The sequence below is a fragment of the Paraburkholderia sp. HC6.4b genome (assembly GCF_014200875.1).
In the GTDB taxonomy this organism is placed as follows: Bacteria; Pseudomonadota; Gammaproteobacteria; order Burkholderiales; family Burkholderiaceae; genus Paraburkholderia; species Paraburkholderia tuberum.
Genome location: NZ_JACHDC010000001.1, coordinates 162,519 through 178,598, shown reverse-complemented (window position 1 = coordinate 178,598; position 16,080 = coordinate 162,519). Strand labels below are relative to the sequence as shown.

Below are 16,080 nucleotides of genomic sequence, written 5' to 3'. Positions count from 1 at the left end.
GCATGCCGGACTCAGACCGGCAAGTCGCTGGCCTGGATCAGAAACACGTTGTCGTCGCCGGCGCTGGTCGACAGCCACACGAGGTCGAGACCGCCGAACGCGGCCTCGACGTGCTCGCGTTCGTTGCCGATCTCGATGACGAGCACGCCGTCTTCGGTCAGCCAGTTGCGCGCGTCGGCAATGATCCGTCGCACGATGTCCATGCCGTCGGCGCCACCGGCGAGCGCCATCTCCGGCTCGTGCTTGTATTCGGCCGGCAGCTCCTGCATCGACGTGGCGTTCACGTACGGCGGATTGCTGATGATCACATCGTAGCGGCGCTCGGCGAGCGGCGCATACAGGTCGCCTTCGAACAGCGCGATGCGCTCGTCGAGGTGGTAATCCAGCACATTGCGCGTCGCGACTTCGAGCGCGGGCGCGGACAGATCGACCGCGTCGACGTCGGCGTTCGGGAACGCGTGCGCGGCGAGGATCGCGAGGCACCCGGAGCCGGTGCACAGTTCGAGCACCGCGCCGACCTGCTCGGGGTCCTCGACGTACGGCTGCAGGCCGTCCTGCAGCAGCTCGCCGATGAACGAGCGCGGCACGATCACGCGCTCGTCGACGTAAAAGCGATAGCCGTGCATCCACGCTTCCTGCGTGATGTACGCGGCCGGCACGCGTTCGGCGGCGCGTCGCTCGATCACTTTCAGCACCGCCTCGATTTCGGCCGTGGTCAGGCGCGCGTCGAGAAACGGTTCGAGCAGGTCGAGCGGCAAATGCAGCGTGTGCAGGATCAGATAGGCGGCTTCGTCGTAGGCATTGGCCGAGCCGTGGCCGAACGACAGTTTGGCCTCGCTAAAACGCGACACTGCATAACGCAGCAGGTCGCGGACGGTGCAAAAAGGAAGCGTCATCGCAAAGTTCCAGGTTACGCGATCAGTTGTTCGAGCACGCGGCGATACACGTTCTTCAGCGGCTCGATATGGGCGACTTCGATATGTTCGTCGATCTTGTGGATGCTCGCGTTCAGCGGACCGAACTCGATCACCTGCTTGCAGATGCGCGCGATGAAGCGGCCGTCCGACGTGCCGCCGGTGGTCGACAGTTCGGTGTCCACGCCGGTTTCGTCCTTGATCGCCTGCGCGAGCGCGCTCGACAGCTCGCCGCTCGGGGTGAGAAATGGCAGGCCGCTCACGGTCCATTGCAGTTCGTATTCGAGGCCGTGTTTGTCGAGAATCGCATGCACGCGCTTTTGCAGTCCTTCGACGGTGCTCGCGGTCGAGAAACGGAAGTTGAACATCACGTCCGCGTGGCCGGGGATCACGTTGGTCGCGCCGGCGCCGCTGTGGAGGTTCGACACCTGCCAGGTGGTCGGCGGGAAATAGTCGTTGCCTTCGTCCCAGCGCTCGGCGACGAGTTCGGCGAGCGCTGGCGCCAGCAGGTGCACCGGATTCTTCGCCAGATGCGGGTAGGCGATATGGCCCTGCACGCCCTTGACGATCAGCTTGCCCGACATCGAGCCGCGCCGGCCGTTCTTGACCATGTCGCCGAAACGCTCGCTCGAGGTCGGCTCGCCGACGATGCAGTAGTCCATGCGCTCACCGCGCTGCTGCAATGCTTCGACGACCTTGACGGTGCCGTCGGTGGCGGGGCCTTCCTCGTCGCTCGTGATCAGGAACGCGATCGAGCCGCGGTGCTCGGGGTGCGCGGCGACGAACTCCTCGCTCGCGACGACGAAGCCGGCGATCGACGCCTTCATGTCCGCCGCGCCGCGGCCGTACAGCTTGCCGTCGCGCTGGGTCGGCTCGAACGGCGCCGAGCGCCACTGTTCGAGCGGGCCGGTCGGTACCACGTCGGTGTGGCCGGCGAACGCGAGCAGCTTGCCTTGCGTGCCGTCGACGCCGCGTTTGACGGCCCACAGGTTGGTCACGCCGTTGGATTCGATCGTCTCGTGCTCGAAGCCGAGCGCGGCGAGGCGCTCGATCAGGAGACGCTGGCAATGCTGATCGTCGGGCGTGACGGACGCGCGCGCGATCAGTTGTTCGGTAAGGGCGAGGGTGCCGGACATGGATTCAGTACAAGCCACTTTGAAATGAAAAAATGCCGGCTCGCGGTGAGGCACCGCAGCCGGCAACAGCCTTTGAACGACGCGGCGCGAGGCCGCGCGTTCGACTACCTCGTGCTGGAGCCTGGCGCTTCAGCGCCGCGCTCAGACAAACAGCGCCGCGTACTCGTCCGCCGAAAAGCCGAGCGACTTCACCCGCCCGTTCACGACCAGCACCGGCCGCTTGATCACCGACGGCTTGTGGATCATCAGCGCGATCGCGCCCGGCTGCGTTTCCGCGGCCGCCTTCATGTCGTCGGACAGAGCGCGCCACGTCGTGCCGCGGCGGTTCAGCAGCGCCTCGAGCTTGACGTCCTTGAGCCAGTCCTGCACGAGCGGCTCGGTCACGCCGGCCTTCTTGAAGTCGTGGAACTCGAACTCGACGCCGTGCTCTTCGAGCCACACACGGGCCTTCTTCACGGTGTCGCAGTTCGGAATGCCGTAGACGACGGTTTTGGTGCCGCGCGCCATCAATCGCCTCGCAGCAACTCGTTCAGGCCGACCTTCGCGCGCGTCTTCGCGTCGACCTTCTTGACGATGACCGCGCAGTACAGGCTGTGCGTGCCGTCCTTCGACGGCAGGTTGCCCGCTACCACGACCGATCCCGCCGGAATGCGGCCGTACGTGACTGCGCCGGTTTCGCGGTCGTAAATTTTGGTGCTCTGGCCGAGGTACACGCCCATCGAGATCACCGAGTTTTCCTCGACGATCACGCCTTCGACGACTTCCGAGCGCGCGCCGATGAAGCAGTTGTCTTCGATGATGACCGGGTTGGCCTGCAGCGGCTCCAGCACGCCGCCGATGCCGACGCCGCCCGACAGGTGCACGTTCTTGCCGATCTGCGCGCACGAGCCGACGGTGGCCCACGTGTCGACCATCGTGCCTTCGTCGACGTACGCGCCGATGTTGGTGTACGACGGCATCAGCACGACGTTCTTCGCGATGAACGAGCCGCGGCGCGCGATCGCGGGCGGCACCACGCGGAAGCCGCCGGCGGCGAAGTCTTCAGCGGTGTAGTTCGCGAACTTCGACGGCACCTTGTCGTAGAACTGGCTGTAGCCGCCGGCCGGCATCGGCGCGTTGTCTTCCAGACGGAACGATAGCAGCACGGCCTTCTTCAGCCACTGGTTGACGACCCAGTCGCCGTCCTTCTTTTCGGCGACGCGCAGCGCCCCCTTATCGAGTTGCTCGATCGCATGGGCGACGGCTTCGCGCACTTCTGCCGGCGCGGCTTTCGGCGACAGTTCGGCGCGGTTGTCCCAGGCGGTATCGATGATGCTCTGAAGTTGTTGCGACATATGCGTGATTATCTGAAGGGTTGAAGTCTGAAGAAGGGGATGCCGTGTAGCTCAAGCGAGGCTCAGGCTGCACTCAGATGACACTGAGCGAGCGGCAGAATTCGACGATCCGCTGCGCGCCCGCCGTGCATTCGTCGACGTCGGCGACGAGCGCGAGGCGCACGAAATTGCGGCCGGGGTTCACGCCGTGCGCGGTGCGCGCGAGGAACGAGCCCGGCAGAACCGTCACATTATAGTCGGCGTAGAGGCGCTGGGCGAACTCGGTGTCCGTGAGGCCGGTGCGCTCGACGTTGGCCCACAGGTAGAACGCGGCGTCGGGCAGGCGCACGTCGAGCACGTCGGCGAGCATCGGCGTGACGGTCGTGAACTTCTGCAGGTACTTCGCGCGGTTCTCGCGCACGTGTGTCTCGTCGCTCCATGCGACCACGCTCGCGCTCTGGAACACGGTCGACAGCGCCGTGCCGTGGTACGTGCGGTACAGCAGGAACGCCTTGAGAATCGCGGCGTCGCCGGCGACGAAGCCCGAGCGCATGCCCGGCACGTTCGAGCGCTTCGACAGACTCGACAGCATCACGAGGCGCTCGAAGCCGCGTCCGAGCTTGTGCGCGGCTTCCAGTCCGCCGAGCGGCGGCTTCGACTCGTCGAAATAGATTTCCGAGTAGCACTCGTCCGAAGCGATCACGAAGCCGTAGCGGTCCGATAGCGCGAACAGCTCGCGCCAGTCGTCGAGCGTGAGCACGGCGCCGGTCGGGTTGCCCGGCGAGCAGACGTACAGCAGTTGCGTGCGGGCCCACACGTCGGCGGGCACCGCCGAGTAGTCGCACGCGAAGTTGCGCGCCGGGTCGCTGTTGACGAAGTACGGCTGCGCGCCGCCGAGCAGCGCCGCGCCTTCGTAGATTTGGTAGAACGGGTTCGGACAGAGTACGATCGCAGGCTCGCCGTCAGCATCGCGGCGCGGATTGAGCACCGTCTGCGCGAGCGCGAACAGCGCCTCGCGCGAGCCCGCCACCGGCAGCACCTCGGTCAGCGGATCGAGCGGCGGCAGGTCGTAGCGTTGCGCGATCCATTTCGCGATCGACTCGCGCAGCGGCGCCGAGCCGAGCGTGGCCGGATACGCGGCGAGGCCGTCGAGAGAATCGATGACGGCGTCGCGGATCAGCGGCGGGGTTGGATGTTTCGGCTCGCCGATGCCGAAGCTGATGTGCGCAAGGCCGGCCGGCGGCGTGACGTCCTTGAAAAGCAGGCGCAGCTTTTCGAACGGATAGGGCTGAAGGGAGTCGAGTAGCGGATTCACGGACGAAATGGCCTGATCGGGATGGACGCGGACGAATGGCGGGACAACCGGGCACGCGCGCCGGCGGGCGGCGGCGAACGGACGATTATAGCGTGGCGCGCCCGCGGACCAGGCGGGAGCCTGGCGCGCGGCGCGGGAGCAATCCGCGAGGCGGCACACCGGGGCGCCGCGGCGGGAACGGCGCGAATCTGCCACGGTTCGCGTAAAAGAATACGCAGGAGCAGCAATGTACGCAGCAGTTCAGGAGACGGCCGGCTGGACCCTCATACGACCCGCCCACGACGCCCGTCGGAGTCCCGCCCCATGACCAACTGGCTTCGCAACGGCTGGCCGACGCTCGCGATCATGCTGGGCGCGTCGGTCTGGGGGATGGTCTGGTATCCGCTGCGGATGCTGGCCGCGCTCGGGGTGACCGGCACCGCCGCGAGCGCGCTCACGAGCGGCACCGGCTGCCTGTTCGTGCTGCTCGTGCGGAATGGCGCGCTGAAGACCGTGCGGTGGCACTGGCTGCTGCCGGCGCTCGCGCTCGCCGCGGGCGTCACTAATCTCGGCTTCGTGTGGGGCGCGATCCACGGTCAGGTGATGCGCGTGCTGCTGCTGTTCTATCTGACGCCCGCGTGGACCGCGCTGTTCGCGCATTTCATCCTGCACGAGCGGCTCACGTGGTCGGGCGCGGCGCTGGCCGCGCTGTCGCTCGTGGGCGCGATGACGATGCTATGGTCGCCGCGTCTCGGCATTCCGGTACCCGGCAATCCCGCCGAATGGGCCGGGCTCGCCGGCGGCATGGGCTTCGCGATGAGCAACGTGCTGATCCTGAAGACGAGCCGCGTGCTGCCGGACATGAAGCCCGAAATGCGCACCGCGGTGATCTTCGGCGGCGCGGCGCTGTTCGGCGCGCTCGCGTCGCTGTTCGAGCCGATGCCCGCGCCGCCCGTCGGCGCGCAGCTGGGCACGGCGGCGCTGCTGGTGCTCGGTCTCGGTCTGCTGCTCGCGTCGAACAACATGCTCGTGCAATACGGGCTCTCGCGCGTGCGGGCCAATCGCGCGTCGATCATCATGCTGTTCGAACTCGTCGTGACGGCGCTGTCGGCGTGGCTGTTCGCCGGCGAAGTACCGGGCCCGCGCGAATGGGCCGGCGGCGCGTGCATCGTGCTCGCGTCGGCCTTGTCGAGCTGGGTGCATCGGACGAAATTGGCGCCGCCCGATCCCGCCATCGGGGACACGGAGGGGCCCGGCGGCGACGATGGACGCGGTGGTCAATGCGGTAGCAAACGCGGCGACCAACGCGGTGACGAACACGGCCCTGACGGCGACAGTGACGACCGCCGAAAGGGCAGTAAGAATCGTCCACGCGCGATGGTATGATTCCCCCTCATTAGCCGGCGCATGCGTACCTGCGTGTGCCTCAGATATGCATGAGGGCATGCAGCCGGCAACCAAATTGCGAAGGCTCGCGAGGTTGCGCGGGGCCGTCCCGCTGCGGCGGTGAACGACTGGCGCAACCTCGCGAGCCACCTATCACTCTCTCTTTTCAAACAGCGAAATCGCCGTGCGGCTCACCTCGATCAAACTCGCTGGTTTCAAATCCTTCGTCGATCCCACGCATTTCCAGGTCCCAGGCCAGTTGGTTGGCGTGGTCGGTCCGAACGGGTGCGGCAAATCCAACATCATCGACGCCGTGCGCTGGGTGCTCGGCGAATCGCGCGCCTCTGAATTGCGCGGCGAGTCGATGCAGGACGTGATCTTCAACGGCTCGACCGCCCGCAAGCCCGGCAGCCGCGCGAGCGTCGAACTCGTGTTCGACAACGCGGACGGCCGCGCCGCCGGCCAGTGGGGCCAGTATGCGGAGATCGCCGTGAAGCGCGTGCTGACGCGCGACGGCACGTCGAGCTACTACATCAACAATCTGCCGGCGCGGCGCCGCGACATCCAGGACATCTTCCTCGGCACCGGCCTCGGGCCGCGTGCGTACGCGATCATCGGGCAGGGCATGATCGCGCGGCTGATCGAGGCGAAGCCCGAAGAGCTGCGCGTGTTCCTCGAAGAAGCCGCCGGCGTGTCGAAGTACAAGGAGCGCCGCCGCGAGACCGAAAACCGTCTGCACGACACGCGCGAGAACCTGACGCGCGTCGAGGACATCGTCCGCGAGCTCGGCACGAATCTCGAGAAGCTCGAGGGGCAGGCGGTCGTCGCGACCCGTTATCGCGAGCTGCAAAGCGACGGCGAGGAAAAGCAGCGTCTGCTGTGGTTGCTGCGCAAGAACGAGGCGGCCGGCGAGCAGCAGCGCCAGCAACGCGCGATCGAGCAGGCGCAGATCGACCTCGAGGCGCAAACCGCGAAGCTGCGCGAAGTCGAGGCGGAACTCGAAACGCTGCGCGTCGCGCACTATTCGGCGAGCGACGCGATGCAAGGCGCGCAGGGCGCACTGTACGAGGCGAACGCGGAAGTGAGCCGGCTGGAAGCCGAGATCCGCTTCATCGTCGAATCGCGCAACCGCGTGCAGGCGCAGATCGCCGCGCTGACCGCGCAGCGCGAGCAGTGGCAATCGCAGGCCGACAAGGCGCAGGACGATATCGCCGACGCTGAAGAGCAACTGGCCGTCGCTGAAGAAAAAGCCGTGCTCGCCGAACAGGACGCCGCCGCGAAGCACGATGCGCTGCCCGCCCTCGAAGCGCGCTGGCGCGACGCTCAGGCGGAACTGAACACCGAGCGCGGCGGCATCGCGCAGACCGAGCAGGCGCTGAAGCTCGAAGCCGCGCATCAGCGCAATGCCGATCAGCAGTTGCAGCAGCTGCAGCAGCGCCATGAGCGGCTGAAATCGGAAGAGGGTGGCCTCGACGCGCCCGACGAGGCGCAGCTCGAGGAATTGCGCATGCAGCTCGCCGAGCACGAGGAAATCCTTCACGACGCGCAGAGCCGCCTCGCCGACGCGCAGGAAACACTGCCGCGGCTCGACGGTGAACGCCGCGCCGCGCAGGAGCGCGTGCAGGCCGAAAGCGCGCAGATCCATCAGCTCGACGCGCGCCTCGCCGCGCTCAGGCAGTTGCAGGAAAACGTGCAGACCGAAGGCAAGATCCAGCCGTGGCTCGACAAGCACGAGCTGGGCAGCCTGTCGCGTTTGTGGAAGAAACTGCATGTCGAGGCCGGTTGGGAAACCGCGCTCGAAGCGGTGCTGCGCGAGCGCCTCGCCGCGCTCGAAGTGTCGAATCTCGACTGGGTCAAGGCGTTCGCAACCGACGCGCCACCGGCCAAGCTCGCGTTCTACGCGCCGCCCGCGGCTGGTCAGCCTGCCCCGGCGGCGGGCGCGCTGCGCTCGCTGCTGTCGCTCGTGCGCATCGAGGACGCGGGCATTCGCGCGGTACTGACCGACTGGCTCGGCCTCGCCTTCGTCGCCGACGATCTGCAGCAGGCGCTTTCGATGCGCGCGCAGCTGCCCGAGGGCGGCGCGTTCGTCGTCAAGGCGGGGCACGTGGTCACGCGCGTCGGCGTACAGCTGTATGCGGCCGATTCCGAACAGGCCGGCATGCTCGCGCGTCAGCAGGAAATCGAAAACCTCGGCCGCCAGGTGCGCGCACAGGCATTGCTCGCCGACGAGGCGAAGGCCGCCGCGATCCGCGCCGAAGCCGCGCACACGCAAGCCGCGCAGGCGCTCGCCGAGCTGCGCCAGCAGGCCGAACGCGCGACGCAGCGGGTGCACGCGTTGCAGATGGACGTGCTGAGGCTCACCCAGGCACACGAACGCTACACGCAGCGCAGCACGCAGATTCGCGAGGAACTCGAAGAAATCGCCGCGCAGATCGACGAGCAGCGGGCGCTGCGCGCCGAGTCGGAAGCGAACTTCGAGCGTCACGACGGCGAGCTCGCCGAACTGCAGGCGCGCTTCGAAGACCACCAGCTCGCGTTCGAAGCACTCGACGAAGAACTGACGACCGCCCGCGGCGAAGCGCGCGAGCTCGACCGCGCCGCCACCGACGCGCGCTTCGCCGCCCGCAACATGGCGAACCGCATCGACGAATTGAAGCGCAGCATCCAGGTCGCGCACGAGCAGAGCGAGCGCGTCGCGGGCGCGCTCGAAGACGCGCGCGCCGAACTGGAAACGATCAACGAGCAGACCGCGCATACCGGGCTGCAGGACGCGCTCGACATCCGCGCCGTGAAAGAAGAGGCGCTGCGCGCCGCGCGCGTCGAGCTCGACGACCTGACCGCGAAGCTGCGCTCGGCGGACGAAACGCGCCTCACCGCCGAGCGCGCCCTGCAGCCGCTGCGCGACCGCATCAATGAATTGCAGTTGAAGGAGCAGGCCGCGCGCATCAGCGGCGAGCAGTTCGTCGAGCAGTTGGCCGCGGCCGGTGTCGACGAGGCCGAACTGCAAGCCAAGCTGACGGCGGACATGAAGCCGTCGTACCTGCAGGGCGAAGTCACGCGCATCAACAACGCGATCACCGCGCTCGGGCCGGTCAACATGGCCGCGCTCGACGAGCTGAAGGCCGCGACCGAGCGCAAAAGCTTCCTCGATTCGCAGTCGGCCGACCTGACGAGCGCGATCGAAACGCTCGAAGACGCAATCCGCAAGATCGACGCCGAAACGCGCACGCTGCTGCAAAGTACGTTCGACGAAGTGAACCGTCATTTCGGCGAGCTGTTCCCGCGTCTTTTTGGCGGCGGCCAGGCGAAGCTGATCATGACCGGCGACGAAATTCTCGACGCCGGCGTGCAGGTGATGGCTCAGCCGCCGGGCAAGAAGAATTCGACGATTCACCTGCTGTCGGGCGGCGAGAAAGCGCTGACCGCGACCGCGCTCGTGTTCGCGATGTTCCAGCTCAATCCGGCGCCGTTCTGTCTGCTCGACGAAGTGGACGCGCCGCTCGACGACGCCAACACCGAGCGTTTCGCGAATTTGGTACGGGCGATGTCGGACAAAACCCAGTTCCTGTTCATTTCGCACAACAAGATCGCGATGGAGATGGCGCAGCAGCTGATCGGCGTGACGATGCAGGAGCAGGGCGTCTCGCGGATCGTCGCGGTCGACATGGAAACGGCGACGGGTTTCGCCCAGAATATCGTTTGAGTTAACGCCTTCGCGGGCATCCGCATCCAGCGCAGCGGCCTCGATGAGCGCCGCGCGGTACGTGGAGCGGACGACAGGCCCGCGCGGATAGAAGAATTGCTGATGGAGCATGCATGGACGAGTTGACACTCGGTTTGATCGGCGCGGGTGCCGTGGTGGTGGGGGGCGTGGTCGTGTACAACGCGTGGCAGGGCGCGAAGGTGCGCCGCAAGATGCCGCGGCCGATGCCGGCCGACACCGCCGAGAGCTTTGCGCGGGACGAGCATGAGGAGCAGAGCCCGTTCATCGAGCCGGCCCGGCCGACCACGCGGCGCGAGCCGAGCGTGAGCGCCGAGGCGGCCGCGGACCGGACCGCGGCGCGCGTCGAGCCGACGTTCGGCGCGGGCGCCGCACCGCTCGATACACCGGCCGATATCCAGGCCGAGATGACGTCGCCGAACGGTTATCCAGCGGCGGACGCCGATACCGTGGGCGAAGGCGAACCTGCGGCGGCGCCGGGCGCGCACGCGAAGCGGCCCACGGCCGAAGCGCCCGCGGCCCAGCCCGCGTCCGCCGGGCACGAGCGGGTCGAACCGATCCTGCCGGCCGCCACGACGATTTCGTCGGCGCCGCCCGCGATCGTCGATCGACGCATCGACTGTATCGTGCCGATCCGGCTGAACGGCCCCGTGGCCGGCGACAAGGTGCTTCCGCTTGCGCAGCGCTTGCGTCGGGCGGGCAGCAAGCCCGTGCACATCGAAGGCAAACCCGAAGGCGGCGGCTCGTGGGAGCTGCTGCAGAACGGCACGCGCTATGAAGAGCTGCGCGCGGCCGCGCAGCTCGCGAACCGTAGCGGCGCGCTGAACGAGCTCGAATTTTCCGAGTTCGTGACCGGCGTACAGCAGTTCGCCGATGCGCTCGACGCGGCGCCGGAATTCCCCGACATGCTCGAAACCGTCGCGATGGCGCGCGAGCTCGACGGCTTTGCCGCCCAGTGCGACGCGCAGTTGTCGATCAACGTGCTGTCGGACGGCGCGCCGTGGTCGGCCAACTACGTGCAGGCGGTCGCATCGCAGGACGGTCTGCTGCTGTCGCGCGACGGCACCCGCTTCGTCAAGCTCGACTCGCGGCAAAGCCCGGTGTTCATGCTGCAGTTCGGCGACACCAACTTCCTGCGCGACGACCTCACGTACAAAGGCGGCGAGATGATCACGCTGGTGCTCGACGTGCCGGTCGCCGACGAAGACATCCTGCCGTTCCGGCTGATGTGCGATTACGCGAAGTCGCTGGCCGAGCGCATCGGCGGACGCGTGGTCGACGACGGTCGCCGGCCGCTGCCGGAAAGCGCGCTGCTCGCGATCGAAAAACAGTTGATGACGCTGTACGCGAAGCTCGAACAGGCGGGTATTCCTGCGGGTTCGCCGGCCACGCGGCGCCTGTTCAGCCAGTAAGCCTTTTGCAGCGTTCTGCGCGTTTTGACGACGGCCGCACGATGTGCGGCCGTCGTCGTTTCCGGCTTGCGTCGCAGCGCGGCCCGCCCCGATTCAGCGATGTAAAGGGGCACGCTTCCTGCGATAATCCGATGTCCGACTTTCTTCTCGTGAAGCTTCCGACAGCATGGCCCGATCCTCCGTCCCTCCTTCCGCAACCAGCGCTCCGGCCGAGCGGGCCGTGTGGTTGCGCGCGGAACTCGAACGCGCGAACTACGCGTATTACGTGCTCGATCAACCGGACCTGCCGGACGCCGAGTACGACAAGCTGTTCAAGGAGCTGGAGCGCATCGAGGCCGAGCATCCCGATCTGATCGTGCCGGATTCGCCGACGCAGCGCGTCGGCGGCGAGGCCGCGAGCGGTTTCGAGCCGGTCGTGCACGATCTGCCGATGCTGTCGTTGAACAACGGTTTCGCCGACGAAGACATCGTCGCGTTCGACAAGCGCATCGGCGACGCGCTCGGCAACAACGCGAGCGAGCCGCCGGTTCCCGTCGACTACGCGGCCGAGCTGAAATTCGACGGCCTCGCGATCTCGCTGCGCTACGCCGACGGCGTGTTCGTGCAGGCCTCCACGCGCGGTGACGGCACGACCGGCGAGAACGTCACCGAAAACGTCCGCACGATCCGCTCGATTCCGTTGAAGCTGAAGGGTAAGCGCGTGCCGCGCGTGCTCGACGTGCGCGGCGAAGTGCTGATGTTCAAGCGCGATTTCGAGCGCCTGAACGAACGCCAGCGCACCGCCGAACAACGCGAATTCGCAAACCCGCGCAATGCGGCGGCGGGCAGCTTGCGGCAGCTCGATTCGAAGATCACCGCGCAGCGGCCGCTGTCGTTTTTCGCGTATGGCATCGGCGTGCTCGAAGGCATCGAGATGCCGGCCACCCATAGCGAACTGCTCGACTGGTACAAGGAGATGGGCTTGCCGGTCAATGGCGAGCGCGCGGTCGTGCAGGGCGCCGAAGGCCTGCTCGGCTTCTTCCACGCGGTCGGCGAGAAGCGCGACAGGCTCCCCTACGACATCGACGGCGTGGTCTACAAGGTCAACCGGCGCGACGAGCAGGATGCGCTCGGTTTCGTGTCGCGCGCGCCGCGCTTCGCGCTCGCGCACAAATTCCCCGCGCAGGAAGCGCTGACGAAGCTGGTCGCGATCGACGTGCAGGTCGGCCGCACCGGCGCGATCACGCCGGTCGCGCGGCTGGAACCGGTGTTCGTCGGCGGCGCGACGGTCACGAACGCGACCTTGCACAACGAGGATGAAGTGCGCCGCAAGGACATCCGCATCGGCGACACAGTGATCGTGCGGCGCGCCGGCGACGTGATTCCGGAGGTGGTCAGCGCGCTGCTCGAGCGTCGTCCGGCCGACGCGCGCGAGTTCGTGATGCCGACGCAGTGCCCGGTGTGCGGTTCGGCGATCGAGCGGCTGCCCGACGAGGCGATCGCGCGCTGCACGGGCGGGCTCTTCTGTCCGGCGCAGCGCAAGCAGGCGCTGTGGCACTTCGCGCAGCGGCGCGCGCTCGATATCGACGGCCTCGGCGAGAAGATCATCGATCAACTGGTCGAACAGAACCTGGTGCGCACGCCGGCCGATCTGTTCAATCTCGGCTTCACGACGCTCGCGGAACTCGACCGCTTCGCCGAAAAGTCCGCGCAGAACCTGCTCGACTCGCTCGACAAGGCCAGGCACACGTCGCTCGCGCGCTTTATCTACGCATTGGGGATTCGCCATGTCGGCGAATCGACCGCGAAGGATCTCGCGAAGCACTTCGGCTCGCTCGATCCGATCATGGATGCGTCGCTGGAGGAACTGCTCGAAGTCAACGACGTGGGGCCGGTCGTCGCCGAATCGATCCACCAGTTCTTCGCCGAGGACCACAACCGCACGGTGATCGAACAGCTGCGCGCGCCGGGCAAGGTCACGTGGCCCGAGGGGCCACCAGCGCCGAAGGCGCCGCAGGGCGTGCTGGCCGGGCAGACGGTCGTGCTGACCGGTACGCTGCCAAACCTGTCGCGCGAGGACGCGAAGGATATGCTCGAGGCGGCCGGCGCGAAGGTGGCGGGGTCGGTATCGAAGAAAACCAGTTACGTGGTGGCGGGGGCCGACGCGGGCAGCAAACTTTCGAAGGCCGAGGAACTCGGCATCCCCGTACTCGACGAAGATGGTATGCGCAAGCTCCTGGAGGGGCACTGATGATTCACGACATTCTGAAGATGGGCGATCCGCGCCTGCTGCGAATCGCCGAGCCGGTCGATCACTTCGACACGCCCGAACTGCACCGGCTCGTGGAAGACATGTTCGAGACCATGCACGCGGCGAACGGCGCGGGTCTCGCCGCGCCGCAGATCGGCGTCGATCTGCAGGTGGTGATCTTCGGCTTCGGTTCGAACGAGCGCTATCCGGACGCGCCGCCGGTGCCCGAAACGGTGCTGATCAACCCGACCGTCACGCCGGTCTCGCAGGACATGGAAGAAAGCTGGGAAGGTTGCCTGTCGGTGCCGGGGCTGCGCGGCGTGGTGAGCCGGTTTTCGATGATCCGTTATCACGGCTTCGATCAGTTCGGCAATCCGATCGACCGGGTCGCCGAGGGTTTTCACGCGCGGGTTGTGCAGCACGAATGCGATCATCTGATCGGCAAGCTGTATCCGATGCGGATTACCGATTTCTCGAAGTTCGGCTTTACGGAGGTCCTGTTCCCGGATCTCGATACGAATAGCGACGACTGACACGGCTGCCGCCAACAAAAAACCCACGCCAAAGTGCGTGGGTTTTTTGTTGTGCCGATGCGCCCGCTCTCAGCAAGGAGGCACATTGGACGGACCTCAGAACGACTCGCCTTCCGACAGATAGCGCCACTGTCCCGGCGGCAGCGCGCCGAGCATCACCTGGCCCACGCGCACACGCTTCAGGCCCACCACCTCGAGACCGACCAGTTCGCACATGCGGCGAATCTGACGCTTCTTGCCTTCGCGCAGCACGAAACGCAGCTGCTCGCCGTTCTGCCAGCTGACCTGCGCGGGCTTCAGCGCGACGTCGTCGAGCGACAGGCCGTGGCGCAGCAGCGCGAGTTTTTCGGCCGGGAAATGGCTTTCGACGTCGACCGTGTGATCGCCGTAGGCGACGCGCACCAGATACTCCTTGTCCACGTCCGAGTGACCGCCGATCAGTTGCTTCGCGATGCGGCCGTCCTGCGTCAGCACGAGCAGGCCCGTCGAATCGATGTCGAGACGCCCGGCCGGCGCGAGCTGGCGCAGATGCGACGCCGAGAAGGGGATCCCCGAACGGTCGCCTTCCCAGCGATTCTCCGGCGTGACGAGCGTGATGGCCGGCTGATAGCCGTCCTCCGCCTGGCCCGACACGAGCCCGACCGGCTTGTGAACGATCACGGTCACCTGGCTCGACTGAAAGGCTTCGGCGGCCGGGTCGATGTCGATGCGCTGATCCGGGAACACCTTCGTGCCGAGCGTATCGACGCGCTCGCCGTCGACCATGACCCAGCCTTTCTCGATCCATTCGTCGGCCTCGCGACGCGAGCACAGGCCGAGCTTGGACATCAGCTTCGACAGACGCAGCATGCCCGGCGCGTCTTCGCGATCGCGGCGGGGCGGGTGCGGAGTGTCGATGGTGGTGTCGACGGGGCGGGCGGTTGCTGATGCCGAGGCTCGCGGCTTGGCGGCGCGGGCTGGTCGGTCGTCGCCGAAGCGGCGGTTCGCGGCCGGCAACGTGTCGTCGAAGCTGCGCGCAGGGCGCTCGCGACGCTCGGTGCGTTCGCCGTAGCCGCCTTTTGCCGGCTTCGCGAAGCTGCGCTCGCCACGCTCGCTTTCGAAGCGGCGCGAGGTGCTGTCGCTGCGCGCGCCTCGATCGCCACTGCGACGCTCCTGCGGCTCACCGCGATCGCTACCGAAGCGCGGACGGTCGGCGGCCTCGCGCTCCCGGCGCACCGGACGATCGCCACGCGCGCCGCCTTCCGGCGGCCTGCCTGTGCCTGGGCGCGGACCGCTGAACGGACGGCGTTCGCCGGCGTCGCGGCCCGGTGCGCGCTCACCGCGCTCCGCATTGCCCTCGAAACGACGGGGTGCGCGTTCTGCACGCTCGCCGAATTCGCGCCGAGGAGCGCGTTCGCCACGCTCAGCGCTGCCTTCGAAACGACGCGGCGCGCGTTCAGTCCGTTCGCCGAATTCGGGTCGAGGAGCGCGTTCGCCACGCTCAGCGTTGCCTTCGAAACGACGCGGCGCGCGTTCAGTCCGTTCGCCGAAATCGCGTCGAGGAGCGCGTTCGCCACGCTCAGCGTTGCCTTCGAAACGACGCGGCGCGCGTTCAGTCCGTTCGCCGAATTCGCGCCGAGGCCCGCGTTCGCCACGCTCAGCGTTGCCTTCGAAACGACGCGGCGCGCGTTCAGTCCGTTCGCCGAAATCGCGCCGAGGCCCGCGTTCACCACGCTCAGCGTTGCCTTCGAAACGACGCGGCGCGCGTTCAGTCCGTTCGCCGAAATCGCGCCGAGGAGCGCGTTCGCCACGCTCAGCGCCGCCCTCAAAGCGACGCGGCGCGCGTTCTCCGCGCTCGCCTCGCTGAGCCGCACCTTCGAAGCGGCGCGGTGCGCCCGCGGCAGCCGCGCCCCGTTCGCGCACGCCCGACCCTTCGGCACGCGGCCCGCGTGCACCGGCGCCCGCCGGCTTCGCGCCGACCGGCCGCTTCGCGCCACCACCCGTCGATGCCGCGCCTCCGCGCTTCGCGCCGGCCTCCGCCTCGAATGGCTTCGGCCGCGCTGGACGGGTCGGCTTACGCGCCGACGCGCTGCCGGGGCGGACAGGGGCGCGTTCGGACGCCGCCGGCCGCGGATGCTTCGCTGTTAATTTGATTCGCATGA

Annotated in this window: 11 protein-coding genes; 5 read left to right on the top strand and 6 right to left on the bottom strand. The window is 67.3% G+C overall.

Features of this window, described 5'->3' with window-relative positions; genetic code table 11:
* Nucleotides 1–11: 11 nt before the first annotated feature.
* The 5 genes from prmB to dapC form a co-directional block, all read right to left on the bottom strand.
* Nucleotides 12–896 carry a 50S ribosomal protein L3 N(5)-glutamine methyltransferase gene (gene prmB / locus HDG34_RS00755; protein WP_090800608.1) on the bottom strand — a complete coding sequence of 295 codons (885 nt, stop codon included), beginning with the start codon at nucleotides 894–896 and terminating at the stop codon, nucleotides 12–14.
* Between the two features lie 14 nt (nucleotides 897–910).
* Nucleotides 911–2,050, bottom strand: coding sequence for a succinyl-diaminopimelate desuccinylase (gene dapE / locus HDG34_RS00750; protein WP_184056919.1), 1,140 nt, complete (start codon nucleotides 2,048–2,050; stop codon nucleotides 911–913).
* A gap of 141 nt (nucleotides 2,051–2,191) precedes the next feature.
* Nucleotides 2,192–2,557: an ArsC family reductase gene (locus HDG34_RS00745; RefSeq protein ID WP_090800605.1), complete on the bottom strand. Its 366-nt coding sequence runs from the start codon at nucleotides 2,555–2,557 to the stop codon at nucleotides 2,192–2,194.
* Nucleotides 2,557–3,384 carry a 2,3,4,5-tetrahydropyridine-2,6-dicarboxylate N-succinyltransferase gene (gene dapD, locus HDG34_RS00740; RefSeq protein ID WP_090800603.1) on the bottom strand — a complete coding sequence of 276 codons (828 nt, stop codon included), beginning with the start codon at nucleotides 3,382–3,384 and terminating at the stop codon, nucleotides 2,557–2,559. Before dapD ends, HDG34_RS00745 begins: the two co-directional genes overlap by 1 nt.
* A 73-nt stretch (nucleotides 3,385–3,457) precedes the next feature.
* Nucleotides 3,458–4,678: a succinyldiaminopimelate transaminase gene (gene dapC, locus HDG34_RS00735; RefSeq protein ID WP_184056917.1), complete on the bottom strand. Its 1,221-nt coding sequence runs from the start codon at nucleotides 4,676–4,678 to the stop codon at nucleotides 3,458–3,460.
* Between the two features lie 303 nt (nucleotides 4,679–4,981).
* On the opposite strand from dapC, the gene HDG34_RS00730 reads away from it, so the two are divergent.
* The 5 genes from HDG34_RS00730 (at nucleotide 4,982) to def (ending at nucleotide 13,939) form a co-directional block, all read left to right on the top strand.
* Entirely contained in the window at nucleotides 4,982–6,043 is a 1,062-nt protein-coding gene (locus HDG34_RS00730; RefSeq protein ID WP_184056915.1) for a DMT family transporter, read from the top strand.
* A gap of 184 nt (nucleotides 6,044–6,227) precedes the next feature.
* Entirely contained in the window at nucleotides 6,228–9,746 is a 3,519-nt protein-coding gene (gene smc / locus HDG34_RS00725) for a chromosome segregation protein SMC (RefSeq protein WP_184056913.1), read from the top strand.
* A gap of 113 nt (nucleotides 9,747–9,859) precedes the next feature.
* Nucleotides 9,860–11,176, top strand: a complete 1,317-nt coding sequence (locus HDG34_RS00720) for a cell division protein ZipA C-terminal FtsZ-binding domain-containing protein (protein WP_184056911.1) — start codon at nucleotides 9,860–9,862, stop codon at nucleotides 11,174–11,176.
* Nucleotides 11,177–11,342: 166 nt separating this feature from the next.
* Nucleotides 11,343–13,406: an NAD-dependent DNA ligase LigA gene (ligA, locus tag HDG34_RS00715; RefSeq protein WP_184056909.1), complete on the top strand. Its 2,064-nt coding sequence runs from the start codon at nucleotides 11,343–11,345 to the stop codon at nucleotides 13,404–13,406.
* Nucleotides 13,406–13,939, top strand: coding sequence for a peptide deformylase (gene def / locus HDG34_RS00710; RefSeq protein ID WP_090800596.1), 534 nt, complete (start codon nucleotides 13,406–13,408; stop codon nucleotides 13,937–13,939). The genes ligA and def overlap by 1 nt, the downstream gene beginning before the upstream one ends.
* 96 nt (nucleotides 13,940–14,035) lie before the next feature.
* On the opposite strand, the gene HDG34_RS40025 is transcribed toward def, so the two are convergent.
* A complete protein-coding gene (locus tag HDG34_RS40025) occupies nucleotides 14,036–16,078 on the bottom strand; it encodes a pseudouridine synthase (protein WP_184056907.1) in 2,043 nt (680 codons plus the stop codon).
* Between the last annotated feature and the right edge of the window lie 2 nt (nucleotides 16,079–16,080).

Excerpts from the sequence above, each read along its gene's own strand:
- HDG34_RS00730 (WP_184056915.1), top strand. The coding sequence starts at position 4,982 with ATGACCAACTGGCTTCGCAACGGCTGGCCGACGCTCGCGATCATGCTG.
- dapD (WP_090800603.1), bottom strand. The coding sequence starts at position 3,384 with ATGTCGCAACAACTTCAGAGCATCATCGATACCGCCTGGGACAACCGC.
- dapE (WP_184056919.1), bottom strand. The coding sequence starts at position 2,050 with ATGTCCGGCACCCTCGCCCTTACCGAACAACTGATCGCGCGCGCGTCC.
- HDG34_RS00745 (WP_090800605.1), bottom strand. The coding sequence starts at position 2,557 with ATGGCGCGCGGCACCAAAACCGTCGTCTACGGCATTCCGAACTGCGAC.
- HDG34_RS40025 (WP_184056907.1), bottom strand. The coding sequence starts at position 16,078 with ATGCGAATCAAATTAACAGCGAAGCATCCGCGGCCGGCGGCGTCCGAA.
- HDG34_RS00720 (WP_184056911.1), top strand. The coding sequence starts at position 9,860 with ATGGACGAGTTGACACTCGGTTTGATCGGCGCGGGTGCCGTGGTGGTG.
- ligA (WP_184056909.1), top strand. The coding sequence starts at position 11,343 with ATGGCCCGATCCTCCGTCCCTCCTTCCGCAACCAGCGCTCCGGCCGAG.
- prmB (WP_090800608.1), bottom strand. The coding sequence starts at position 896 with ATGACGCTTCCTTTTTGCACCGTCCGCGACCTGCTGCGTTATGCAGTG.
- def (WP_090800596.1), top strand. The coding sequence starts at position 13,406 with ATGATTCACGACATTCTGAAGATGGGCGATCCGCGCCTGCTGCGAATC.